We start from the raw sequence: 23,943 nt of genomic DNA, 5'->3' as shown, positions 1-23,943 counted from the left end.
ATCCCTTTGACTGGGTCGCCTCCAATGCGTCACCTCACTCTTAAGGAGCCAACATGAGCAAACACGGATACGAATCCGGCCGGTTAAACCTCCCATTTGTCGGTATCTGTACGTTCGGGAAATATCCCTATGTCGAAGATTGGGATGCGATCGATGCCGAGGTTGCTGTGATGGGCGCGCCCTATGATTTTGGTTGCCAGTGGCGGTCTGGTGCACGGATGGGACCACGCGCGATCCGGGAAGCCTCGACCCTGTTTTCCTTCGGTCATGCCGGGGCATATGACCATGAAGACGATGTGACGTATCTGGACCCCGCCAAGGTGACGATTGTTGATATCGGGGACGCGGATATCGTCCACACGGATACCGAGCAAAGCCACGCAAACATCGAGTTTGGTGTGCGGAAAATCCTGAAATCCGGAGCCATCCCGGTTGTGATGGGGGGTGATCATTCGATCAATATCCCCTGTATCAATGCCTTTGATGATCAAGAGCCGATCCACGTCGTACAAATTGACGCGCATCTGGACTTTGTCGATGAACGGCATGGGGTGCGTTTTGGGCACGGGAATCCGATGCGCCGCGCCGCGGAAAAACCCTACGTCACCGGGCTAAGCCAAATTGGTATTCGCAATGTCTCGTCCACGGCCAAGGATGGATATGTTGATGCACGTGCCATGGGGTCAGATATTCAATCTGTGCGTCACATGCGTGAACTCGGTGTCGACGGGATGCTTGCGCGCATTCCAGACGGCGCACGGTATTATGTGACCATCGATATTGATGCGTTTGACCCTTCCATCGCGCCCGGCACTGGCACCCCCAGCCACGGAGGGTTTCTGTATTACGAAGTGCTGGAACTGCTTGCTGGTCTGACGAAACGTGGAAGCGTAGTTGGGATCGATCTGGTCGAGGTCGCGCCGGATTATGACCAGAGCGGGTCGACTTCGACACTGGCAGCGCAGCTTTTGATGAACCTGATCGGGCGCGTGCTGCATGAAAAGGAAGTTGGAGCTTAGGCCTGGGAATGACCCTCGTGGTACACTGATATGACCCAATCGGCAGGCCTATGTCGTTAGGGGTTTAGGCGCGTTGCTAAGGGTTGCCGAAACGCGGACAGCTTCAATCGGCGCGGGGCATATCGCCTCGTTGCGATATTCCAACAACGGGGCGATATGCATCTTGGTAGTGCGTCGTACGGAGCGCACCCGATCTACTTGCGAATGACTTTGTTCCGCGTTCTTTGACGTACTGTCTCGGCGTGTTTACGCACTCGGTGGCGATGTAACATGTCGTCGTGAGACGGCGATGAGCTGCTGTTGCTCCAGCTGTCTTCCCGTGTTGCTGTTCTTAGGGCTGATGATAGTATGGTGAACATGAGTGATCTCCGTTTGATTTACCTGATGCTATTAAACTAGGGGTTATCGCTGGTTGGTCCCAGTTAATAAGATTAACTATATGAAAGCTGAGGTATCATATGGATTGGAAAGGTATTCCCTCTCTCGCGGCCCTGCGCGCATTTGAAGTTGCTGCGCGTCATCAGAGCTTCAGCAAAGCTGCACGGGAGTTGAACGTCACCCATGCCGCAATCGGTCAACATGTTCGCTCGCTCGAAACGTTCTTTTCTGAAACCCTGATCGTCCGGCAAGGGCGCGGCATCGCGTTAACCGAGGTTGGACGCCAGCTTTCTGGATGTCTGAATGCAGGGTTCACCACGATTGCAGAGGGTGTTGAGGAGGTGATGTCGCGGGGGCGTCAGCGACCGCTGCAAATCTCGGTTACGCCAGCCTTTGCATCGAACTGGCTCATGCCCCGTATAGGAGAGTTTTGGGCGAAACATCCGGGTGTTTCCCTCAACATCAACCCGTCAATGGAGTTGATCGATCTTAGAAAAGACGGTTTCGATCTGGCCATTCGGTACGGGGATGGCGATTGGCCAAATGTGACATCGGAGTTGCTGACCGACGGGGATTTCTTGGTGGTTGCGCCTCCTAAGCTGGTCGATGGGCGGATCGTCAGAACACTTGCCGACCTGCAGGATCTGCCTTGGCTGATAGAAGAGCACATGATGGAACGCAGAAAGATCATCGAACGCGAGGGTCTGTGTCTCGACAGTGTTGATCTGACGATATTGCAGACCAATGCGCTGGTCTTGTCCGCCACGCTTTCCGGACTGGGCGTTACTGTGCAACCCAAATCCCTTGTGGAGCGCGAGATTGCTGCGGGCGCTTTGGTTCGGTTGTTTGAACTGAATCAGTCCGACTTGGGCTACTTCATTGTGACAGTGCCAGATCGGCTGTCACCATCAGCGTTGGTTTTTATCTCGTGGCTACGCAAGAAAGCGCTAGAGGGGTAGGGTGGGAACTGAGCGATATATCACTTGGCCAGCGTCGACGCCGCCCGTGCCAGTTCGGTAATTCCAGCCCAATCGCCCGCTTTCACCAGATCGGTCGGCGCGACCCATGATCCGCCCACGCAAAGCGTGTTGGGCAGGTTCAGGTAGTCCATCGCGTTCTTCACGCTGACGCCGCCCGTCGGGCAGAAACGAATTTGAGGCAGGGGCGAGGCCAAGGATTTCAGGAAGGGTGCGCCGCCTGCGGCCTCGGCAGGGAAGAATTTTTGCACGGTATAGCCGCGTTCGAGCAGACGCATTGATTCAGAGGCTGACGTCGCGCCGGGCAGCAGCGGCAGGTCGTTCGCCTCGCACGCGTCCAGCAGCGTGTCCGTTGCACCGGGTGAGACGCCGAAGGTCGCGCCCGCTTTCTTTGCGGCTTCCACATCAGCAGGGGTCAGCAGCGTTCCCGCGCCGACCACGCCGCCGTCGACTTTTGCCATCTCGGCGATCACTTCCAGCGCGACCGGTGTGCGCAATGTCACCTCAAGCGCGGGCAAACCGCCTGCGACCAAGGCTTCGGCCAAGGGCACCGCATGGGCAACCTCGTTCACCACAAGGACGGGCACAACTGGGGCCAGACGGCAGATTTTTTCAGCGGCAATGCTGGCTTCAGCAGGTGTCATGATGGTCTCCTTCAGGAAATCGAGGATGCGCCTTCGGTGGCCGGACGGGCCGAGCGGCGGAAGTTTTCAAAAAGCTCGCGGCCCATGCCGTCGGTATTATCGCTTAGATCTACCTGCACGGCGGGACGATCTAACGCGCCGTCGGAGAGGACCTCAAGCGTGCCTTTATCTGCGTCGAGCCGCAGGATATCGCCATCCCTGATACGCGCGATGGGACCACCATCGGCCGCTTCGGGTGCCACATGGATGGCGGCGGGCACCTTTCCGGATGCGCCAGACATGCGACCATCGGTGACCAGCGCCACCCGTTGTCCGCGTTGTTGCAAGACGGATAGGGTGGGCGTCAGCCCGTGTAGTTCGGGCATTCCATTGGCACGAGGTCCTTGGAAACGCACGACGATGATCAGGTCGCCCTCAAGCTCTCCGGCTTTGAAGGCCGTTTTGACGCTGTCTTGGTCGTGGAACACGCGGGCGGGGGCTTCGATCACATGGCGGTCTTCATCTACGGCCGAGATCTTGATGACACCTTGGCCAAGGTTGCCGTTCAGTTGCACAAGCCCGCCGGTCTTTTGGAACGGGTCTGACGCTGGGCGCACGATCTTTTCGTTCAGGCTTTCGCGGGGGCCGGGTTCCCAGATCACGCGGTCGCCTGACAGTTTCGGCTCTTGCGTGTAGGCGGCCATATCCCCGGCGATTGTTTTGGCGTCGGGGTGCATCAGGCCAGCGTCCAGCAGCTCTCCGATCAGATACCCCAAGCCACCCGCCGAGTGGAAGTGGTTCACATCCGCCAGCCCGTTGGGATAAACGCGCGCCATCAAGGGCACGATCGCCGAGATATCTGAGAAATCCTCGAGCGTCAGGATAATCCCCGCCGCCCGTGCCATGGCAGGCAGGTGCAGGACAAGGTTGGTCGATCCACCGGTGGCCATCAGGCCAACAAGACCGTTCACAAACGCCTTTTCGTCCAATACGTGCCCAGCCGGTGTAAACCCCTGAGAACCATCTTTGGTAATCGCCAGCGCTCGACGCGTGCCTTCGGCGGTCAACGCTTCGCGCATGTCTGTATGTGGCGGCACGAAAGAGGCACCGGGCAGGTGCAGCCCCATGAACTCCATCAGCATTTGGTTGGTGTTGGCAGTGCCATAGAAGGTGCAGGTGCCGGGGCCGTGATAGGCCGCCATCTCTGCCGCCATCAGCTCTTTGCGGCCAACCTCTCCGGTGGCGAACTGCGTACGCACCTTGGCCTTTTCGTCGTTTGGAAGGCCTGAGGTCATGGGACCTGCGGGAAGGAACACCGTCGGAATATGGCCGAAGCTCGCGGCGGCTATAACCAGACCGGGAACGATCTTATCACAGACACCCAGAAAAAGGGCCGCGTCGAATGTGTTGTGGCTGAGCGCAATCGACGACGCCATGGCAATCACATCACGCGAAAACAGGCTTAACTCCATACCGGTTTCGCCTTGGGTCACCCCGTCACACATGGCCGGGACGCCGCCTGCGACCTGCGCCGTTGCCCCTTCTTCGCGGGCAATGCGCTTGATCAGGTCCGGGAACGTAGCAAAAGGCGCATGAGCCGACAGCATGTCGTTATAGGCGGTCACAATTCCGATATTCGGCGCACGTCCTTCGGCCAAACGGTCCTGATCAGCACCTGCACCCGCATAGGCATGGGCCTGACCCGAGCAACTGAGATGTGCCCGACGTGGGCCGTCCTCTGCCGCACGGGCGATCTTATCCAGATAAGCTTGGCGCGTCTCGCTGGACCGCTTTACGATCCGATCCGTCACACGTTGAAGGTCGCTATTCAATGTCATGGCTGCCGTCCTGTTTCGCATAGCTTGCAGTATTGCACAGATGTTGCGGTTTCGGGCATGTCCTATCAGGAACTGATAGCGCTAACAACGATTAATTCAAGACGCCGGCGATCGAGTTGCCCGCTTTGAGGCTTCCAAACTGGGTAGGCTCAGGCTAGGCAGGGCAAAAGCACCCAACCGGAAGACCGACACAATGGCGGACGCCTCTAAGACCTCTGATCGCGCGACAATTCGACTGATGCCAAAGGCAAACGCACGGGCCATTCGCCACGGCGCGCCTTGGGTGTTCGACAATGAAGTTGTAACGGACCGGCGTACCCGAAACATCGAACCCGGAACCATTGCACGCTTAGAAGACAGCGCCCGCGATCCGATGGGCATTGTGGCAACCAACCCAAAGTCTCGCATATTCGCGCGCATGCTGGACCGTGATCCAGCTGCGGTGATTGACCGAAAATGGCTTGCAGCGCGGTTGTCTGCGGCGCTGGCCCATCGCGAGACTCTGTATGACGAACCGTTCTATCGCCTTGTCCATGCTGAAGCTGACGGGCTACCGGGTGTGATCATTGACCGGTTCGGGGACACCGCCGTCGTCCAGCCCAATGCCGCGTGGGCTGAGGTGCTGATCGACGATCTTGCCGCCGCCTTGGCCGAGGTCACAGGCGTCACCAATATCCTGAAAAACGCCGCCGGGCGCTCGCGCGTGCTAGAAGGTTTGGATGACCAAAACACCGTCCTTCTGGGACAAGCCCCCGAAGTGCCGATTGCCGTGCCGATGAACCGGGCCATCTATATGGCGGACCTGACCGGCGGGCAGAAAACCGGATTGTTCTTTGACCAACGCCCCAATCACGCCTTCGCCGCGAGCTTGTCAAAAGACGCGAGTGTCCTCGACGTTTTCTCGCATGTGGGTGGCTTCTCGCTCGCCGCACTGGCAGCTGGGGCCAAGGACGCAGTTGCAATCGATGGCTCGGCCCCAGCGCTGGCGTTGGCCGAAGAAGGCACTAAGCGGATGGGGGCAGGCGATCGCTTCTCAACCGCGCAAGGCGATGCGTTCGACATGCTGACCGCATTGGCCGAGGAAGGGGCGAAATTTGACGTCGTCGTGTGTGACCCGCCCGCCTTTGCGCCATCCAAAAAGGCGCTTGAGCCCGGTCTGCGCGCCTATGAGCGCATCGCACGTCTGGCGTCAGACCTTGTTGCACCGGGCGGCTACCTTGTGCTGTGTTCGTGCTCTCATGCCGCTACCATCGACAAGTTCCGCTCGTCTTCGGTACGAGGCATCGGACGGGCCGGGCGCAAAAGCCAGCTTATCCATACGGGATACGCCGGGGCCGATCATCCAATGCACCCGCAACTTGCCGAAAGCGGATACCTGAAAGCGCTTTTCTTCCGGCTTCTCCCGTGAAAGTGCTGATCGACGCCTGCGTCCTCTACCCAACCGTCATGCGCGAAATGGTATTGGGTGCGGCGGGCGAGGGGCTTTTCACGCCGCTCTGGTCGCCTCGCATTCTTGAAGAATGGGCGCGCGCCACGATCAAACTCGGACCGGAACAGGAAACCATTGCGCGTGGCGAGATTGCATTGCTCTCTGCCCGTTGGCCAAACTCCAGCATCACACCAAACGAAGGTGATCTGCGCCGCCTGTGGCTACCGGACGAAAATGACATCCACGTGCTCGCCGCCGCCATTGCTGGCGGGGCAGACGTCCTTCTGACAATGAACAACGCCGATTTCCCGCGCCACACGTTGGCCGAAGAAGGCCTGCTGCGCGACACGCCCGACCTGTTCCTGCGGTCTTTTCTGGACAGTGATGCAGAAGCGATGATCCGCGTTGCAACCCGCGTGCTTGACCAAGCCCGCACCCTATCAGGCGAGGATTGGACGATCCGTCGCCTCATGAAAAAAGCCCGGCTTCCCAGGCTGGGTAAAACACTCGAACACGACATCTAGTTTTTTCTTGTCGGAAATATCCTGGGGTGAATGCCGCAGGCAGAGGGGCAACGCCCCTCATTTCACCCATTGGGCTTCATTCTTTTCAATGGCCGCAATCCGTTCTGCCGTCTTGGGATGGCTCATCAACCAGGCTGGAACCACGCCGGCCCGATTTTTGGTCAAGGCGTCCAACTTGCCAAACAGTGTTTTCTGCGCCTCCGCGCCGATCCCTGACTTGATCAACAACGCGGTGGCATAGGCATCAGCTTCGTACTCATCAACCCGGCTCATCCCGGCAGAAACCAGACGTGTCAGCGCTTGGGCGATCAATATGCCGACGCCGGGAATAAGCCGTGACAGAAGCACCGCCAACACGGTGCGCATTGCGTTTTGGCCCGAGAAATCGATCATCCGTTTTCGCGCATGGCCCAATGCAACGTGACCCAACTCATGCGCGATCACGCTGGACATTTCCTCGGCCGAGACCCGCCCCTGTTGGTATTCGTTATAGAACCCACGCGTGATGAAAATTCGCCCGTCCGGTGCGGCCAATCCATTGACCGGTTCAATCTCATAGATATGCACCGGGATATCTGCGATCTCGAGCGATGCTGCCATCCGGTCGGTCAACGCCTTCAGCTTTGGGTCCGCCAACCGCGTCGATTTCGCATCCAACTCGCGATGGGTGCGCCAAACCGACAGGCGGTACATCAACAGCCCATAAAGAACCGGAAGCAAGATCGGAAGAAGCTTAAGCATGGGGTATATATGTGCTCTCTTGGCGCAAATGGAAGGGGGCTAGCGGCCCAGTTCCTTCATGCCCCGCTCGATCCCTTCAAGTGTCATCGGCACCATGCGGCCCTCGAATATCTGGCTGATCATCTGCACCGATTGGGTGTATTTCCAATGGGTCTCGGGCAGGGGATTGATCCACATGTTGTCGGGCCACTGTTCGCGGGCACGTTCCAGCCAGACCTGACCAGCTTCGTCGTTCCAGTGCTCGTTTGCGCCACCGCGATAGACTACCTCATAAGGGCTCATCGAAGCGTCACCGACAAAGATGCACTTATAATCGGAGCCATAGGTGCGCAGCACCTCCCATGTAGGGGTTTGATCATTCCAGCGACGCTGATTGTCGCGCCAGACACCCTCGTAAAGGCAATTGTGGAAATAGTAGTATTCAAGATGTTTGAATTCGGCGCGCGCCGCCGAAAACAACTCCTCGACCACCTTGATGTGTGGGTCCATTGATCCGCCAACATCCAGAAATAACAACACCTTAACGGCGTTCTTACGCTCGGGGCGGGTCTTCACGTCTAAATACCCATTCTCGGCTGTGGCGCGGATCGTACCGTCCAGATCAAGTTCGTCATGTGCACCGTCACGCGCCCAGTTGCGCAGACGTTTCAAAGCAACCTTGATATTGCGCGTGCCTAATTCGACCGTGTCGTCGAGGTTTTTGAAATCGCGTTTGTCCCAGACCTTTACCGCGCGTTGGTGGCGACTTTTGTCCTGTCCAATCCGCACGCCTTCCGGGTTGTAGCCGTACGCTCCGAACGGTGACGTGCCAGCGGTCCCGATCCACTTGTTGCCACCCTGATGGCGGCCCTCTTGGTCTTTCAGACGTTCTTTTAACGTCTCCATCAGCTTGTCGAACCCACCCAGCGCCTCGATCTCGGCCTTTTCTTCGTCAGACAGAAATTTTTCGGCCATCTTTTCAAGCCATTCCTGTGGGACTTGCACGGCCTCCAGCATTTCTTCTGAAGAAACCGCTTCAAGCCCTTCGAAAGTCTGTGAAAACGCGCGGTCAAACTTATCAAGGTTACGTTCGTCTTTCACCATTGCTGTTCGCGCAAGGTAATAGAACCCCTCGATGTCATAGGTGACCAGCCCCACCTTCATCGCCTCTAGAAAGGCCAAAAACTCGCGCAATGACACTGGAACCCGATGGGCGCGTAGGTTTTCAAAGAAGGGCAGGAACATCGCTTATGCCTAGCGGTAGATTATGATCGAGGCAAAAATGGCAATCACACCAAAAATGATAGCATGTACAGCGGCATATTGTGCCTTGTCCAAGCGATTTCCACCGCGATTTCGGGCACGCAACACGCCGAATAAAGCCCCGAAGATAAGCGCTGCGATGATCAGCATATGCGTCTCCACCCTTTTGCAAGGGCACGTCACAACTGGCCCCAATATGTCTAACCTGGCGATATTGCAGCGATTTCACTTAGCCGCGCGCCGACCTGTTCGTTCGAGCCGAAGCCATAGCGCGCCCAGCCCAGACTGTCGAGCCTGACCAGCTGCGCTTCTTGACCGCGTCCCGCAAGGTCAAGAGCCTCGGCTTTGATCATCATCAGCGTTGACAAGAGCGCTGCGTTTTCGGCGCGTTTTACTGGGGGAATATGCGTGTCAGCTATGGATATCGCTTCGTCCGCGCGTCCGGCGGACAGGGCATAAGCCGCCAGTTGAACGCCCATATGTGCCGCGTGAAGCGCCGTTTCCGGACTGGTACGGTAGAGCGCTTCGGCCTCTCGGAAAGCGGCAAATGCACCTTGGCTGTCCTGGCGCATGTGCAGGCGGGCATAGGCGAACAGGCTGAACGCGAGCCGCGTATCGCGCCACCCTTGCGCGCGCGCTAGGCTCACGGCTTCTTGCGCGGCTTGTCGGCGTCTCGCATCTGACGCAGCGCCACCCAAGGCCGTTTGAATTGCCGATTTCCAGCGCGTAGGCGACGTTCCACCGGTGCGGGGGAATCCTTCGCCGCCTGCCGGGTTCAGACGGGCCAATATTCCGGGCAACCGTGCGGCGACATCGGCTTGGCTCATGCCAGATGACAATTCGGGCGCGTAATAAGCGCGTAGAACCAGCATGTCGAACCCGGTCAGCACTGTGTGGAAGTTATCGTCGTTAAACACGCTGTCGTGCAGGCGATACAGGTCATTGACGGGTCCCAGCGCCTGCGCAACCTCTTCGTGTAGGCAATCGCGCAGCTCTTGCGGGCTGACATCGCCCGGCAAGAACACAGCCATTTTTGTTCGAGTACGCAGGCGCGTCCAGTCCAGACGAGCGGACCCGCGTGCGGCCTTGTATTCCGACCAGCTGGAAACGTTCGGGGACACGAAACAGGCGGCATGGGGCACAAGTCGTTGAAGCTGGCGTTTCGGAATCACTTCAAGCGTGATCGAGGCCTCTGAGGTTGCGGGAACCTGTCGGATATCGATCCCGGCCTCGATCCTCAGCCGCGCGGTCAGCCGCGCAAGATCGGCCATCATATAGCTTGGTGCCGGGCCAGTCACGCGCAGCGTCACCGGGCCTTCAAAACGGGACAGAACGGGCAGGGGGCGGCCACTTTCCAGCTGAAAGGAAAGGTCCAGAAAGTCACCGGCAATCAAGCTGTTAGGTCGCGAAGGACGGGTGATCTGTGTGCCGCTGAAGGCTTTCATCGGGGGCAGCGTAGTGGGCAGACCCACGCGCCGCGCCGCGACGTCTTCGCCATCATCTGCGCGCTGCGTGCGCGATCCACCACCCGGTCCGGCACATGCGGCCAGAGACAGGCAAAGTCCGAGTATTCCGACGGGTCTGATCCATCCTTGCATCGTCACGCCCTCCCATACCGGATGAACGGCGTCTTGACGCCAATCCGGTCATAGAGTTTGCGGGCGGTGTGGTTGAAATCCTGCGTCAGCCAATAGACAGACGGTGCGCCCATCTGATCGGCAGCGTCATACACGGCCTCGATCAAAGCGCGCCCGACCCCAAGACCCCGTACCGATGGATCAGCATAGAGGTCTTGCAGGTAACAGACATTTTCGATTTTCCACGCATGGCGATGGAACAGGTAATGCACCAGCCCGACAGGCTGATCCTCCACCAAAGCCACCAGGCCGTGGAACTCGTTCGGATCCTCTGACAGAAGCCGGGCGAAGGTGGTTTCATAGACCTTCGGTTCTACTTCAGTCTCATAGTAGCGCAGGTAGCCTTCCCACAGGCGTGCCCACGCGTCCCTATCAGACGGCATCAATGGCCGAACGGAAATGTGAGTATTGTTTCCCATAACAACACACGACACCCGTATTTATGCCCCCCCAGGCAAGGGCCCGACATTAGGGGGCTAGGAGTCTTTTACCAAGGAAAACCATGGAATCTTCGGCGTACGGTCTAAAATACCGTTAAAGAAAACAATATCTTGTGTGGGGGTCTTCATACACTACCACGCGGTTCGCTTTGGTTCGTGTCAATACGGCGAATCGTTGGTCATAGGCCGATTACGTCATAGTCGGGCGAACCGGACCACGTGACTTCCCATTTCGCGCCGGGCCTGACATTCTGCACAGCGGACGGATCGAAGGCGACCAAACAAGTTCCGCCGGGGTGGCGGACCGAGGGATAGACGAGCCCGCGATGCCCTTCGGTGCGCAGCTGGTTTGCCAGTTCTTGCCCGCGCGGATAGCCAATGGCCGGGTCGTCATGCAGGGCGGGGTGGTCGGGCTGGCTGGTCAGGTCAGGGAAGTCGCCGATAAAGTCGGCCAGAAGCTCGACATAACGGGCTTTGGTCACAAATATGCCGATATATTCAAGCTCTCTTGTTTTGTGAAACGCAACCTCAGCGACCGACGTCATCGCGCTCCAACTGCAATACCACGCGCCGCGGCTTTCATCATTAAAGCGGTTCCCACCAGCACGGCGATAGGTGAAGGCTGCGTTCACATGGGTCAGCCCATAGACGCGTAAATCGGCCTCGCGCCGTGCCCACGCGAGTTCCAACCGGTCGATGCCCAGATCGCGGCCGCGTTCAGCGGTGTGGCGGGCAGAGGTCATCGCCTCAACGTCGGCCAGCAGGGCCATTTCGTCGTCGTCATCCACCAAGCCGCGAAGAGCGGGCGGCTTGTGATAGGTCGCCGGGATCAGCCGCACCAGCGCACGGTCACTGACCGCTCTAAGGGGCATGGACCCCGACAAATCTTGTGTCACATTCCACCCCGCAATGCGTCGACGTAATTGCGCACGCGCAGGAATTGCGGCAGCCCGTCTTCGATCATTGTGTCGATAGGGCGCGCGCCTGCAAAAAGAGGGCCGGCATTGGGTAGCGACATCCAACCGTCCGCGATTTTTTCGTCGAAATAGAGGTGCAAGGATTTGTAAATGCCCACCAGCGCGGACAGTCGCAGCATCTGGTCGCGGGTCAGGTCGCCCTTAAAACCGGGGTTTCGCGCCCGTTTCCAAGTGGAGGTCGACATGTCTGCCAAATCTGCAGCCTCTTCCAACCGAAGCCCCCACGTCTGCACAATGCGGCCATAGGCCTTAAGCGCGACGGCAACGTGATCGGCCGTCGGGCGGGCCGGGGGAGTAGTCAGAGGTTGTGGGGCGGCGTGCATCTTGCATCTCCTGTGCAGGGCTTGCACAAGAAATAGGATCACATGGACCGAATGTCAAGATCAGATGGTCTTATCGACCGCCGCGCGCCATAAAGGCCAGACGTTCAAACAGATGTACATCCTGCTCGTTCTTCAACAATGCGCCGTGCAAAGTCGGAAGCGCGGAAGCCCCGTCACGTTTCAAGGTTTCAGGATCAATGTCTTCGGCCAACAGGAGCTTTAGCCAGTCCAGAACTTCTGAGGTCGACGGCTTCTTCTTTAGACCGGGTTGTTCGCGAATTTCGTAAAACTGCGTCAGAGCTTCGGTCAGAAGACGGGGTTTAATGCCGGGGTGGTGTACCTCGACGATCTTGGCCAGCGTTTTGGCCTCGGGAAAACGGATGTAGTGAAAGAAGCAGCGGCGCAGGAAGGCGTCTGGCAGCTCTTTTTCGTTATTAGAGGTGATGATGATGATCGGGCGGTGCTTGGCGCGGATGGTTTCGCCGGTCTCGTAGACGTGAAATTCCATCTTATCAAGCTCTTGCAACAGGTCGTTGGGGAACTCGATATCCGCCTTGTCGATCTCATCTATCAGCAAGACAACCCGTTCGTCGGCGTCAAATGCCTCCCAAAGCTTGCCACGCTTGATGTAGTTCTTCACGTCGTGCACACGCTCTTCGCCCAATTGGCTGTCGCGCAGGCGGGACACGGCGTCATATTCATACAGACCCTGCTGGGCCTTGGTGGTTGATTTGATATTCCATTCAATCATCCGCGCGCCCAACGCGCCTGCGACCTGCAATGCAAGCTCGGTTTTGCCGGTACCAGGTTCGCCCTTAACCAAAAGGGGGCGCTCAAGCGTCACGGCGGCGTTCACCGCCACTTTCAGGTCGTCAGTCGCCACATAGCTGTCGGTGCCGTCAAAGCGCTTGGTCATCGTGTTGTCCCACTTTTTTCTCTCTTGGTCGTAGGGGCGGGGTAATAGCGCCGGCCTGTTTTGGCAAGTGTGCCGTTGGGTTTCGTCGGGTGCGAATTGAGCCTAGATAGTTTGGGATCGAGGGGTGACGGTCCAGGAACTATTGATTTCTGGGGCTTGGCGGGCTGCGGCCCGAAATCACGCGCCGCGTTTCCCATGCAATTCAGCGGCTTACTCCGGCGCATAGAATTCCTACCTAAGATTGGCCCTTTGGCTAGTGACAATGGTGAAAAGCGGGTGTAAACGAGCGCCAGAAGAAACCGGGTTCTTGTCGATGCCCACGCATCAAATGGTTTCAGCCCGGTATGTGAGGGAGTTGGTATGAAAGCAGAGACTTTCCTGCCCGAGGATTATCGGCCAGCAGAAGACGAACCTTTTATGAACGAGCGCCAGACGGAGTATTTCCGCCGTAAGCTTAACGCATGGAAGGAAGAGTTGCTCGACGAAAGCCGTCATACGATCGAAGGGCTTCAAGACAACACACGGAATATCCCGGATATTGCAGATCGCGCGTCGGAGGAGACAGACCGCGCACTGGAACTGCGCACACGGGATCGGTCACGTAAACTGGTCGGCAAGATTGACCAAGCGCTGCGTCGGATCGACGAAGGCGAATACGGGTATTGTTCCGAAACAGGTGATCCCATTTCGTTGAAACGTTTGGATGCTCGTCCGATTGCGACCATGAGCCTTGAGGCGCAAGAACGCCACGAGCGCCGTGAAAAGGTCCACCGCGACGATTAAGGCGCGGACAAAACAGGGGATGGGCGGTCATGTCGCGTGGCAAGACGTTCTGATCCATGACAGAAGGCGCTGGACACCCCGGCGCCTTTTCTTTTGCCCAGTTGCAAGCAAATATCTGGCACCGCACACAGAAATGGCCCCGCCAAAGGAGAGCAGCCATGATCGCAGGACAGGACATCACCATTCTCGGGGCTGGGATCGGTGGGCTGACCGCCGCGGTGGCACTGGCCAAACGGGGTGCAAATGTCACCGTGTTGGAGCAAGCACCGGCGATCACCGAAGTGGGCGCCGGGCTTCAGATCAGCCCCAATGGGGTTCGTGTGTTGGACGCGCTTGGTTTAGGGGAAGCCGCGCGCGCGCGGTCCATGGCAGGCAAAGGCGTATGGTTGCGTGACGGCGTTTCTGGGCACGGAGTATTGGACTTCGACTTTAGTAAAGTCGCCCCGAGCGCGTCTTTTCTGTTGTTCCACCGGGCCGATCTGATTGATGTTTTGGCCGATGGCGCACGGGCGGCAGGGGTTGATATTAGGTGTGGTGTCAAGGTCGAGGCCGTGTCGCCAAGCATGAGTGCTGCGATGGTGCAGACCGCCGGTGAAGACCCAACAGAAATGGGTTTTGTTATTGGGGCGGATGGGCTGCACTCGGTCGTCGGGGCCGGGCTGAATGGAGCCCGCGCCCCGTTATTCACCGGCCAAGTGGCGTGGCGGGCAACGGTCCCTGCCACCGGGCGCGAGCCGACGGAGGCCACCGTTTTCATGGGGCCGGGGCGTCATATGGTCACCTATCCGCTGCGCGACGGTAAGATCATCAATCTGGTTGCGGTCGAGGAACGACAGGCGTGGGCGGCCGAGGGATGGAACCACCAAGATGATCCCAACAATCTGCGTCATGCTTTCTCGGGGTTCTGCGATGATGCACAAGCTTTGCTGGAACGGGTTGATACGGCTCACCTTTGGGGACTGTTCCGTCACCCGGTCGCTCTGAACTGGCATTATGGCCAATCAGCGCTTCTGGGCGATGCGGCCCATCCGACGCTGCCGTTTATGGCGCAAGGCGCTGTTATGGCGATCGAGGATGCGTGGGTGTTGGCCAAATGCCTCGACACTGCGGGATTTGATGACGGCCCTGCAATGTATCAAGCGCTGCGCCGCCCGCGCTGCGAACGGATTGTTCATGCAGCCAACAAGAACGCGCGCAATTACCACTATGCAAACCCAGTGGCGCGGCGGCTCGGGCATGGGGCATTGCGGATCGCGGGTAAGATGGCCCCGCAGCAAATGTTCAATCGATTTCGCTGGATCTACGACGAGGATGTGACAAGGTTGTAAGAACCCTTGTCATCCACCTTGAATTGAGGAACACTTAAATCTACGTGTTATCAGTATCATAAATCGAAGGCTAATTGTGTAGATGGTGCGGTCTTTCGTCTGTGCAGCGGTATCTTGCACCGCTTCTTTGCTTCCCTTTCAGAGCGTTGCCGAAAGTGTCGCTGCTTATACCCTGACCAACGGACAAGAAGTCGCGCCACTGGAGCAGTTTCAGGAATGCGACCTGTGCCCCGAGATGATCGTAATGCCATTGGGGTCATTTATGATGGGGGCTATCCCCGGAGAGTCTCGCAACCCGTTCGACTTCTACGGCCCGGTTAATGCAAAAGACTTTGTCCCCCGTGTCCGGGGACCTGATGAAATCAACATCATCCCGAATGAACATCCCCGCCATCCAGTCGACATGGATATCCCCTATGCGATGGGTCGCAACGAAGTTACCTATGCGGAATGGATGGTCTGTGTTGAGGCCAGCGCGTGCTCGCATGTTCCAGACCACCGCGTGCTGACGCCATCAGGGTACAAAGAACTGGGTCCCGACCATCCAGTGATCAACGTGTCCTATCTGGATGCGCTGGAGTATACGGCGTGGCTGAATTCGCTGGTTGGCGCTGATGTCTACCGGTTGCCAACAGAAGCAGAATGGGAATACGCCGCCCGCGCCGGAACCGAGACCCGTTTTGCGCAGGGTGACGAGTTGACGGCAGCTCAAGCAAATTTTTCGCGTCGAGCAACAGAGCATTTGCGCGGGCGTGGGGTGAAATTACCTGAACTCAAGAACAGATGGATACCCGTACCTGTCCATGACCTAGATGCTGAGAATGCATGGGGTCTGCGGCACATGTCCGGAAACATTGTTGAGCTCACCATGTCTTGTTGGTCAGATGGGCATTTGGGTTTGTTGGGTGACAGTGCCTACATGGCAGATGCCCAATCAGCGGGTTCTTGTCGGCGAGTTGCGAAAGGCGGTGCGTACACGACCGCGATGGATGCACTCAGGCCAGCCAGACGCCTTCGCCCTACCGAAGACTTCAGGCGGGATTATCTAGGTTTTCGAGTTGTACGAGAATTCTCGATCAACCTCCCCAACTAATCGATGACACCTCGATAGTTCCTCCTCGCGACTACTCCGTTGGGTCGCTCAATAACGCATCTACATCGCTGCCCGACATGCCGGTGCCCAGCATCGAGAAATCTCCTTGATCGAACATCCCATGGGCCGCGTCGCGGATGACGCGATGGGTCACTCGCGCCAACGCAGAGCCCAGCGAGATGCGCGCTACGCCTGCGGTCGCAAAGTCCGCTCGGTTGACCCCAGAAAGTGGACCCGCTGCCAGCGCATTGACTGGCAGGTTGGTCGATGCGCAGACCCGTGCCTGATCGGCCAAGGTGCCGGGTAGAGGAATGTAGAGGCAATCTGCACCTGCGGCGTCATAGCCTTTTAGCCGTGCCAAAGCCTCTTCCAGATCGTATTGGCCGTTCATCACACCATCAGCACGCGCGACCAGCACGAAATCTCCGGGCAGGGTGCGCGCGGCGGAACTGGCGGCTTTGATGCGCTCAATTGCAAATGCCCGCTCATAAGGCGTCGCCGACGGCAGGGCCGTATCCTCGATGGATATGCCCGCCAGCCCAGCTTCGTAGGACAGTTTCACGGTCTCAGCACAGGTGTCTGGGTCATCCCCAAACCCGTTCTCAAAATCCCCAGAAACCGGAATATCGACCGCCGCTACAAGGTCTTGGGCATGTGCCAAAGCCTCGTCGCGGGTGACGTGTCCCATATCAGGGCGCCCAAGGGTAAACGCGTGTGCTGCGGACGATGTCCCAATGGCCTCGGCCCCAAGACCAGCCAACATTTTGGCGCTTCCGATGTCCCACGCATTTGCCAAAATGAACGGATTTCCTTTCTGATGAAGGGCGCGAAATGCGGTGCCTCGGTTCTGGTCGGTCATGGATCGATCCTTTTTCGTAGCGGGACGTTGAAGACGAGTTTCGGCGTGTGCGCCCCCGAATGTCAAACCAGCGATGCGACACGATCCCCGTATTTTCCGCCAAATCGCAGAAACTTGCCCCCAGCCCCTTTCCAAAGCCGCCAACCCATGAGATAGGGACGTGTCAAACGAACCCTCCCGAGGAGAAAGCCCATGGAGATTCGCGAGGCGCTTACCTTTGATGACGTCCTTCTGGTTCCGGCTGCTAGCAACGTGCTGCCGTCGACCGCAGATACAACGACCCGAGTGACCCGCTCGATCGCGTTGAACATCCCACTTTTAAGTTCGGCGATGGACACCGTGACCGAGGCCCGCATGGCCATCGCGATGGCCCAGGCGGGTGGCATGGGTGTGATCCACAAAAACCTTGATGTGGAAGAACAAGCCCAGCAGGTACGTCGCGTGAAGCGGTTTGAAAGCGGGATCGTGTACAACCCGATCACTCTGACCCCTGATCAAACATTGGCGGACGCGAAAGCGTTACAGGCGCGCTATCGTGTGACGGGCTTTCCGGTTGTCGATGGCAGCGGTCGTGTGCTGGGGATCGTCACCAATCGTGATATGCGTTTTGCCGAAGACGACGCGACCCCAGTGAAGGTCATGATGACCTCGAACAATCTGGCGATGTTACAGGAACCCGCTGAGCTGGAAGAAGCAAAAAGCCTAATGAGGGTCCGCCGGATCGAAAAGCTGTTGGTCACCGATGGCGACGGAAAGCTGACAGGTCTTTTGACACTCAAAGACACCGAACAAGCCGTGCTTAACCCGACCGCCTGTAAGGATGACCTTGGCAGGCTGCGCGTGGCAGCGGCCAGTTCGGTCGGTGACAGCGGGTTTGCGCGATCCGAGGCGTTGATTGATGCGGGCGTGGACATCGTCGTCGTGGACACCGCGCACGGCCACTCAGAAGGCGTGATCGAAGCGGTCAAGCGCGTGAAGGCCATGTCAAATTCGGTTCAGGTCATAGCTGGCAATGTCGCAACAGGTGATGCGACACGTGCTTTGATCGATGCCGGCGCGGATGCGGTGAAAGTCGGTATTGGTCCGGGCTCCATCTGTACAACGCGGATGGTGGCGGGTGTTGGTGTGCCCCAACTGACCGCGATCAGCGATTGCTCAGCCGCAGCGGGCGATACGCCGGTAATTGCGGATGGTGGGATTAAGTTCTCTGGCGATTTCGCCAAAGCGATTGCCGCAGGGGCTTCGTGCGCCATGGTTGGGTCGATGATTGCCGGGACCGATGAAAGCCCGGGCGAGGTTATCCTGTATCAAGGCCGCTCATTCAAATCCTACCGTGGCATGGGATCGCTTGGCGCAATGGCACGCGGATCCGCGGATCGGTACTTTCAGAAGGATGCCGCGTCCGACAAGCTGGTGCCCGAAGGGATCGAGGGGCAGGTGCCTTACAAGGGCCCGGCTGGTACGGTCATCCATCAGCTTGTCGGCGGTCTGCGCGCCGCCATGGGTTATACCGGATGCGGAACGGTCGAGGATATGCGGACGAATTGCAAGTTTGTGAAGATCACCGGCGCTGGCCTCAAAGAAAGCCATGTGCATGATGTGCAAATCACGCGAGAATCTCCAAACTATCGGATTGGGTAGGGATATCATGGTCTTGATGGATGATCTTAATGAAGATCGGTCGCAGGAATGACACCTGCGGCACGCGTGGCTGCGGCCATCGAGATTATTGATACCTATCTGGGCGGCGCCGCGGCCGAGCAAGCGCTGAGCGGTTGGGCCAGATCGCACAGATTTGCTGGCTCAAAGGATCGTGCGGCAATCCGCGACCATGTATTTGATGCACTGCGCCGGTTGAAATCCTCGGCAGCACTCGGTGGCGCTCAGACAGGTCGGGCGATCATGATCGGGCTTTTGCGCGGGCAAGGGGCTGATTTGGATGCGATTTTTTCGGGCGTGGGCCATGCCCCGATGCCCCTGAACGACCACGAGCACGCAGCGACGGGCATCATGACGCGGGCGGACCGTTTGGACTGCCCAGAGTGGCTTCTGCCTCTTTTTGACCATAGCCTCGGGGCTGATGCGGACGGTGTTTTGGAGGCATTGCGCCACCGCGCACCGGTGTTCCTACGGGTAAATCTTGCACGCTGCACTCCAGCGGAAGCGCAAGAAGCCCTGCTTAAGGATGGGATCGCGACATGCCCGCATTCCCTCGCGACGGCCGCGTTGGAAGTTACTGAAAATCCAAGGAAAATTAACGCGTCAATGGCATATCAATCTGGCATGGTCGAACTTCAAGACGCGGCCTCACAGGCCGTGGTTGAGGCTTTGGGGATAGAACCGGGTATGCGCGTGCTTGACTACTGCGCCGGGGGCGGTGGAAAATCCTTGGCTCTGGCCGCTCTAGGCGCGGATGTTGTCGCCCATGATATCGCGCCCGCGCGCATGAAGGACCTTCCTGAGCGTGCCGCGCGTGCCGGCTGTCATATTCAGACCGCCACTCCTGCGGAATTGGAGGCGCTTGGTCCGTTTGACCTCGTTTTCGCGGACGCGCCGTGCTCGGGCAGTGGGTCATGGCGGCGCGCGCCTCAAGGTAAGTGGCTTTTGACGCAAGAGCGTCTGGAAGCCGTCCGCGCCACACAAAAGCAGGTGCTGTCGAAACTGGCCCATCATGTAACACAGGCGGGTCAGTTGGCTTACGCAACGTGTTCGGTTTTTGATGTCGAGAACGGCCAGCAAATCCATGTTTTTGTTGGAGAAAACCAGGATTATGTTGTGGATCACGAAATTCAACTGTCTCCTTTGAACGGTGGTGATGGATTTTACCTCGCACGACTTAAGCAAAAGTAAAGCTTGGCAAAAACAATCTAAGGTTGTTAACCTTGTCCCCATTAATTGGCGCTTAACTCCCGCCCTGCAAGAAAGGAGGGTGCCGATTCTGTAAAAGGGGATACTTGTGTCGCAAGCCGAAATGTTGCCCAGCCCGCTGACTGAAACCGCCCTGCGGATGTCCAATCGTGCGGGTTATTTATTGACGATCGCGGTGTTGTGTGTTGGGGCGGCTTGGATCGTTGGCTTTCCTGTTCCCGGACTGGTTCTGCTTTTGGTTGGCCTGACATTTCTGTGTCTCGCGATGACTGTGTTTGGCATTTCCGCGCTGCATGATAGGCAGCAAAAACACTTGTTTAGAACTGTATCAATGTTTGTGGAACAAGACGCCGCAGCGATGTTTGCGACGGACGCTGAAGGTATGGTTCTGTATCAGAACGAAGCGGCAAATCAGGCCTATGGCGATCAAAAGGGCGCCACCTTGGCAGGCGCGATGAAGGGGCTATTTGCTGCACCCGCATCGGTTCTGTTCCGGCTGCAAAACAAAGCGTTGGCCAGAGGCGCGGCACGCGAAGATGTGGTCCTGCGACGTGGTCATATGCGCTTGTCCGTGCATTGCTCGGGGCGTGGCGGGTATCTATGGCGGATTGAGGAAATCGGTGAACGCGGAGCAGGCGGACGCTCGGGCGAAAACATCAGTCTGCCAATGATGACGGCGTCAAAAACCGGAACGATTTTATTCATGAACGAGGCTGCGCGCAGGCTGCTGGGCGGGCGTGAAACGACACTGGACCGCGTGTTTACGGATCTGCCGGTGAAGGCGGGGGCCGTCACGCAGGTCTCCGCGAAGAACGGGCCTATACCTGCATTGGTTTGTGAGTTGGAAATTAGCGCGGGGCGACGCGAACTCTATTTGTTGCCGCCACCATCTGGCCCTGCAATTACAGACCAGGAATGGGCCTTCATTGACCGCCTGCCAGTACCATTGGTGAAACTCGACCTAGATGGCTCTATCACCATGGCCAATCAACGGGCGCGTGGTCTGCTTGGTGATGAAAACGCCATTGGTTTACAATTCGCCGATCTGGTCGAAGGGTTGGGTCGGCCTGTGTCTGAATGGTTGCGCGAAGCACATTCCGGTCGTCATCTAGGCCGATCAGAGATCGTTCGCGCGGTGAAACCAGAAGACGACGTTTTCCTACAGATATCTCTGGGTCAAGTGGCTGATGCCACCGGGACTGCGTTGGTTGCGGTGCTTCAGGACGCGACCGAACTAAAAACGATGGAAGCGCAATTCGTTCAGAGCCAAAAAATGGAGGCGATTGGCCAGCTGGCTGGCGGAGTAGCACATGATTTCAACAACCTTCTAACCGCGATATCGGGCCACTGCGATCTGTTATTGCTCGGTCGCGATGAGCAAGATCCAGAGTTCTCCGACCTTTCACAAATCCACCAGAACGCCAATCGCGCGGCGGCACTTGTGCGTCAGTTGCTCGCATTCTCTCGCAAACAAACACTTTGCCCCGAGAAGCTTGTATTAACTGACTCGGTCTCTGACCTCATGCACCTCTTGAACCGATTGGTCGGCGAAAAGGTAACATTGGATGTCGACCATGACCCTGATTTACAGTCAATACGCGCCGATCGCCGGCAATTGGATCAGGTCATTATGAACCTTGTCGTAAACGCCCGGGACGCCATGGAGGATGGGGGGCAGATACGTGTCCAAACGCGCAATGTATCAATTGCTCAGCCACTAAACCGCGACCGTGCCACCGTGCCTGCCGGGGATTATGTCACCATTCGGGTGATTGATCAGGGGACCGGGATACCGGCCGACAAACAAACCAAGATATTCGAGCCATTCTTTACGACCAAAGGTGCCGGTAAAGGCACCGGATTGGGACTGTCGATGGCCTACGGCATTGTCAAACAGATGGGTGGTTTCATTTTTGTGGACTCGATCCCGGGCACGGGTTCAACTTTCACATTGTATTTTCCGGTATCACTTGAAGCTGAGACCGAAGAGGCCGACCAAACACCCACGCCATGTCCGGACGTATCAAATGAGGTGCAACAGACGCTTGATGCGCTGACGACAGACGACCAACTTTTATTCGGTAAAGATGGGGGCTTATCGGTGAAGTCGAATGGCTTAGACGTTCGCAGGGATACTCAAGACGCCGAATCTCGTGTTGCAAACGGGGGAGAGCTACCTAATCCAACACATCTTACACCGAAGTCAGACGATGGGATTGTATTGCTTGTTGAAGATGAGGCACCTGTGCGTGCCTTCGCATCAAGAGCGTTGCGCATGCGTGGATATACAGTTCTTGAGGCGGAGAATGCCGAAGAAGCGTTGAAAACGCTCGAGGATACGTCCCTGACTGTGGATGTATTCGTGACGGACGTGATCATGCCGGGGATGGACGGCCCAACTTGGGTCGCCGAGGCCTTGAAAGACCGACCGGGCGTAAAGGTGGTGTTTGTCTCGGGATATGCAGAAGATTCGGTGTCCGAACACCAATCGCGCATCCCAAACTCTGTGTTTTTGCCTAAACCGTTCTCGTTGACAGACTTGACGGCGACGGTGCAGCGTCAATTCCACTGAATTGATGTCGTGGAGAGGGTGACCGGTCTCCGTTTCACCTCCTATCTCTTTGTTTTCGAATATTTATGCTTGTCCCTTACTTGCCGGCACAGATCGAAAATGCCTAGCGTGGGAGAGAAAATCTAGGCGGTTAACCATTCGGTTACCATTACTCCTCATTGTTAATATTGACGATATGACTTGAAATGTTCTTATTTTGTACTCATAAGGATTTGAGAACAAGAGCAGAACACGAGCATGATTGCCGCCCGATTGCGGGTGTGGAATAAGGGAATGTAAAAATGGCAACGGCGGATATTTTTGATATGAAGCGAAACGGTGACAAACAAAAGGCGCTGGACAGCGCTTTGGCGCAGATCGAACGTCAATTTGGTAAAGGGTCGATCATGAAACTCGGCGCGGATAATCCGGTTGCTGAGATTGCGTCCACTTCGACTGGCTCATTGGGGTTGGATATCGCGCTTGGAATTGGCGGCCTTCCGAAAGGCCGCATTGTAGAGATTTACGGACCTGAAAGCTCCGGCAAGACCACGCTGACGTTGCACTGCGTTGCGGAGGAGCAAAAGAAGGGTGGTGTGTGTGCATTCGTTGACGCGGAACATGCTCTCGATCCTCAGTACGCAAAGAAGCTGGGCGTCGATCTGGATGAGCTTTTGATCAGCCAACCAGATACCGGTGAGCAGGCGCTTGAGATCGTCGATACATTGGTGCGTTCGGGTGCAGTGAACATGGTTGTTGTTGATTCCGTTGCAGCGCTCACGCCGCGTTCTGAGCTTGAAGGTGATATGGGCGACAGCAATGTTGGTGTTCAAGCGCGTTTGATGAGCCAGGCGATGCGCAAATTAACGGGTTCGATTTCCCGATCCAATTGTATGGTCATCTTTATCAACCAGATCCGGATGAAAATTGGGGTTATGTTTGGTAGCCCGGAAACGACCACAGGCGGCAATGCTTTGAAGTTTTACAGCTCGGTCCGTCTTGATATTCGCCGTATTGGCGCGATCAAGGATCGAGATGAAGTTGTGGGCAACGCGACGCGGGTCAAAGTTGTGAAAAACAAGGTGGCTCCGCCGTTCAAGCAGGTCGAATTCGACATTATGTATGGCGAAGGGATCTCGAAAATGGGCGAGCTGTTGGATCTTGGCGTCAAGGCTGGCGTCGTGGAGAAATCCGGGGCGTGGTTCAGCTATGGGGACGAGCGGATCGGACAGGGGCGAGAGAACGCCAAGACCTATCTGCGCGAGCACAGCCGTACCGCACTTGAGATCGAGGACAAAATCCGTGCGGCGCATGGGTTGGATTTCGATATGCCAGAAGGCGAGAAAGACGACGGTGATGGGCTGGTAGAGGCTTAAAGCAGGTCTGAAGCCCTAATT

At 57.2% G+C, this 23,943-nt stretch carries 22 protein-coding genes; 11 read left to right on the top strand and 11 right to left on the bottom strand.

The annotated features are described in order from the left end of the window. The first annotated feature begins 53 nt into the window (after positions 1-53). Positions 54-1,019: an agmatinase gene (speB, locus tag V6N04_RS03600; RefSeq protein ID WP_371168762.1), complete on the top strand. Its 966-nt coding sequence runs from the start codon at positions 54-56 to the stop codon at positions 1,017-1,019. Between the two features lie 458 nt (positions 1,020-1,477). Then, positions 1,478-2,356, top strand: coding sequence for a LysR family transcriptional regulator (locus V6N04_RS03595; protein WP_371168761.1), 879 nt, complete (start codon positions 1,478-1,480; stop codon positions 2,354-2,356). A gap of 20 nt (positions 2,357-2,376) precedes the next feature. Here the strand turns inward: V6N04_RS03595 and eda are convergent, their stop codons facing one another. Next, positions 2,377-3,018, bottom strand: coding sequence for a bifunctional 4-hydroxy-2-oxoglutarate aldolase/2-dehydro-3-deoxy-phosphogluconate aldolase (gene eda / locus V6N04_RS03590; protein ID WP_371168760.1), 642 nt, complete (start codon positions 3,016-3,018; stop codon positions 2,377-2,379). Positions 3,019-3,029: 11 nt separating this feature from the next. Beyond that, entirely contained in the window at positions 3,030-4,835 is a 1,806-nt protein-coding gene (edd, locus tag V6N04_RS03585; RefSeq protein ID WP_371168759.1) for a phosphogluconate dehydratase, read from the bottom strand. A gap of 193 nt (positions 4,836-5,028) precedes the next feature. Between edd and V6N04_RS03580 the strand changes: the two genes are divergently transcribed. Beyond that, entirely contained in the window at positions 5,029-6,243 is a 1,215-nt protein-coding gene (locus V6N04_RS03580) for an RSP_2647 family RNA methyltransferase (RefSeq protein WP_371168758.1), read from the top strand. Beyond that, positions 6,240-6,788, top strand: coding sequence for an RSP_2648 family PIN domain-containing protein (locus tag V6N04_RS03575; protein WP_371168757.1), 549 nt, complete (start codon positions 6,240-6,242; stop codon positions 6,786-6,788). Before V6N04_RS03580 ends, V6N04_RS03575 begins: the two co-directional genes overlap by 4 nt. 57 nt (positions 6,789-6,845) lie before the next feature. Here V6N04_RS03575 and V6N04_RS03570 read toward each other — a convergent pair whose 3' ends face one another. From V6N04_RS03570 to V6N04_RS03535, 8 genes are all read right to left on the bottom strand, one after another. Further along, positions 6,846-7,529, bottom strand: coding sequence for a M48 family metallopeptidase (locus V6N04_RS03570; RefSeq protein WP_371168756.1), 684 nt, complete (start codon positions 7,527-7,529; stop codon positions 6,846-6,848). Positions 7,530-7,568: 39 nt separating this feature from the next. After that, a complete protein-coding gene (locus V6N04_RS03565; protein WP_371168755.1) occupies positions 7,569-8,753 on the bottom strand; it encodes a vWA domain-containing protein in 1,185 nt (394 codons plus the stop codon). A gap of 9 nt (positions 8,754-8,762) precedes the next feature. Beyond that, positions 8,763-8,921, bottom strand: coding sequence for a hypothetical protein (locus tag V6N04_RS03560; protein WP_371168754.1), 159 nt, complete (start codon positions 8,919-8,921; stop codon positions 8,763-8,765). Between the two features lie 50 nt (positions 8,922-8,971). Then, the gene (locus V6N04_RS03555) at positions 8,972-10,369 is read right to left on the bottom strand and encodes a DUF2927 domain-containing protein (RefSeq protein WP_371168753.1); all 1,398 of its coding nucleotides are present in this window, start codon (positions 10,367-10,369) and stop codon (positions 8,972-8,974) included. A gap of 2 nt (positions 10,370-10,371) precedes the next feature. Further along, positions 10,372-10,791, bottom strand: a complete 420-nt coding sequence (locus V6N04_RS03550; RefSeq protein ID WP_371168752.1) for a GNAT family N-acetyltransferase — start codon at positions 10,789-10,791, stop codon at positions 10,372-10,374. Between the two features lie 236 nt (positions 10,792-11,027). Then, complete coding sequence (locus V6N04_RS03545) at positions 11,028-11,720, bottom strand: RES family NAD+ phosphorylase (RefSeq protein ID WP_371169162.1); 693 nt, start codon at positions 11,718-11,720, stop codon at positions 11,028-11,030. 20 nt (positions 11,721-11,740) lie between these two features. Beyond that, the gene (locus V6N04_RS03540) at positions 11,741-12,148 is read right to left on the bottom strand and encodes an antitoxin Xre-like helix-turn-helix domain-containing protein (protein WP_371168750.1); all 408 of its coding nucleotides are present in this window, start codon (positions 12,146-12,148) and stop codon (positions 11,741-11,743) included. 70 nt (positions 12,149-12,218) lie between these two features. Further along, the gene (locus V6N04_RS03535) at positions 12,219-13,064 is read right to left on the bottom strand and encodes an AAA family ATPase (RefSeq protein WP_371168749.1); all 846 of its coding nucleotides are present in this window, start codon (positions 13,062-13,064) and stop codon (positions 12,219-12,221) included. Positions 13,065-13,424: 360 nt separating this feature from the next. Here V6N04_RS03535 and dksA point away from each other — a divergent pair, with 360 nt between their 5' ends. The 3 genes from dksA (at position 13,425) to V6N04_RS03520 (ending at position 16,268) form a co-directional block, all read left to right on the top strand. Continuing rightward, complete coding sequence (dksA, locus tag V6N04_RS03530) at positions 13,425-13,847, top strand: RNA polymerase-binding protein DksA (protein WP_371168748.1); 423 nt, start codon at positions 13,425-13,427, stop codon at positions 13,845-13,847. A gap of 158 nt (positions 13,848-14,005) precedes the next feature. Next, positions 14,006-15,175: an FAD-dependent monooxygenase gene (locus tag V6N04_RS03525; protein WP_371168747.1), complete on the top strand. Its 1,170-nt coding sequence runs from the start codon at positions 14,006-14,008 to the stop codon at positions 15,173-15,175. Between the two features lie 127 nt (positions 15,176-15,302). After that, positions 15,303-16,268 carry a formylglycine-generating enzyme family protein gene (locus tag V6N04_RS03520; RefSeq protein ID WP_371168746.1) on the top strand — a complete coding sequence of 322 codons (966 nt, stop codon included), beginning with the start codon at positions 15,303-15,305 and terminating at the stop codon, positions 16,266-16,268. A gap of 31 nt (positions 16,269-16,299) precedes the next feature. On the opposite strand, the gene V6N04_RS03515 is transcribed toward V6N04_RS03520, so the two are convergent. Beyond that, positions 16,300-17,127 carry an isocitrate lyase/PEP mutase family protein gene (locus V6N04_RS03515; RefSeq protein WP_371168745.1) on the bottom strand — a complete coding sequence of 276 codons (828 nt, stop codon included), beginning with the start codon at positions 17,125-17,127 and terminating at the stop codon, positions 16,300-16,302. Between the two features lie 192 nt (positions 17,128-17,319). Between V6N04_RS03515 and guaB the strand changes: the two genes are divergently transcribed. The 4 genes from guaB to recA all read left to right on the top strand — a co-directional run bounded on the left by guaB (position 17,320) and on the right by recA (position 23,922). After that, positions 17,320-18,768: an IMP dehydrogenase gene (gene guaB, locus V6N04_RS03510; protein WP_371168744.1), complete on the top strand. Its 1,449-nt coding sequence runs from the start codon at positions 17,320-17,322 to the stop codon at positions 18,766-18,768. A 48-nt stretch (positions 18,769-18,816) separates the two neighbouring features. Further along, a complete protein-coding gene (locus V6N04_RS03505) occupies positions 18,817-19,977 on the top strand; it encodes an RsmB/NOP family class I SAM-dependent RNA methyltransferase (RefSeq protein ID WP_371168743.1) in 1,161 nt (386 codons plus the stop codon). Between the two features lie 106 nt (positions 19,978-20,083). Further along, on the top strand, positions 20,084-22,567 hold the full coding sequence (locus V6N04_RS03500; RefSeq protein ID WP_371168742.1) for an ATP-binding protein: 2,484 nt from the start codon (positions 20,084-20,086) through the stop codon (positions 22,565-22,567). A 281-nt stretch (positions 22,568-22,848) separates the two neighbouring features. After that, positions 22,849-23,922, top strand: a complete 1,074-nt coding sequence (recA, locus tag V6N04_RS03495; RefSeq protein ID WP_371168741.1) for a recombinase RecA — start codon at positions 22,849-22,851, stop codon at positions 23,920-23,922. The last annotated feature ends 21 nt before the right edge of the window (positions 23,923-23,943 follow it).

Source organism: Aliiroseovarius conchicola (assembly GCF_041403445.1).
Taxonomy (GTDB): domain Bacteria; phylum Pseudomonadota; class Alphaproteobacteria; order Rhodobacterales; family Rhodobacteraceae; genus Aliiroseovarius; species Aliiroseovarius conchicola.
The sequence above is the reverse complement of the archived record's forward strand: the minus strand, read 5'-3'. Positions and strand labels throughout refer to the sequence as shown.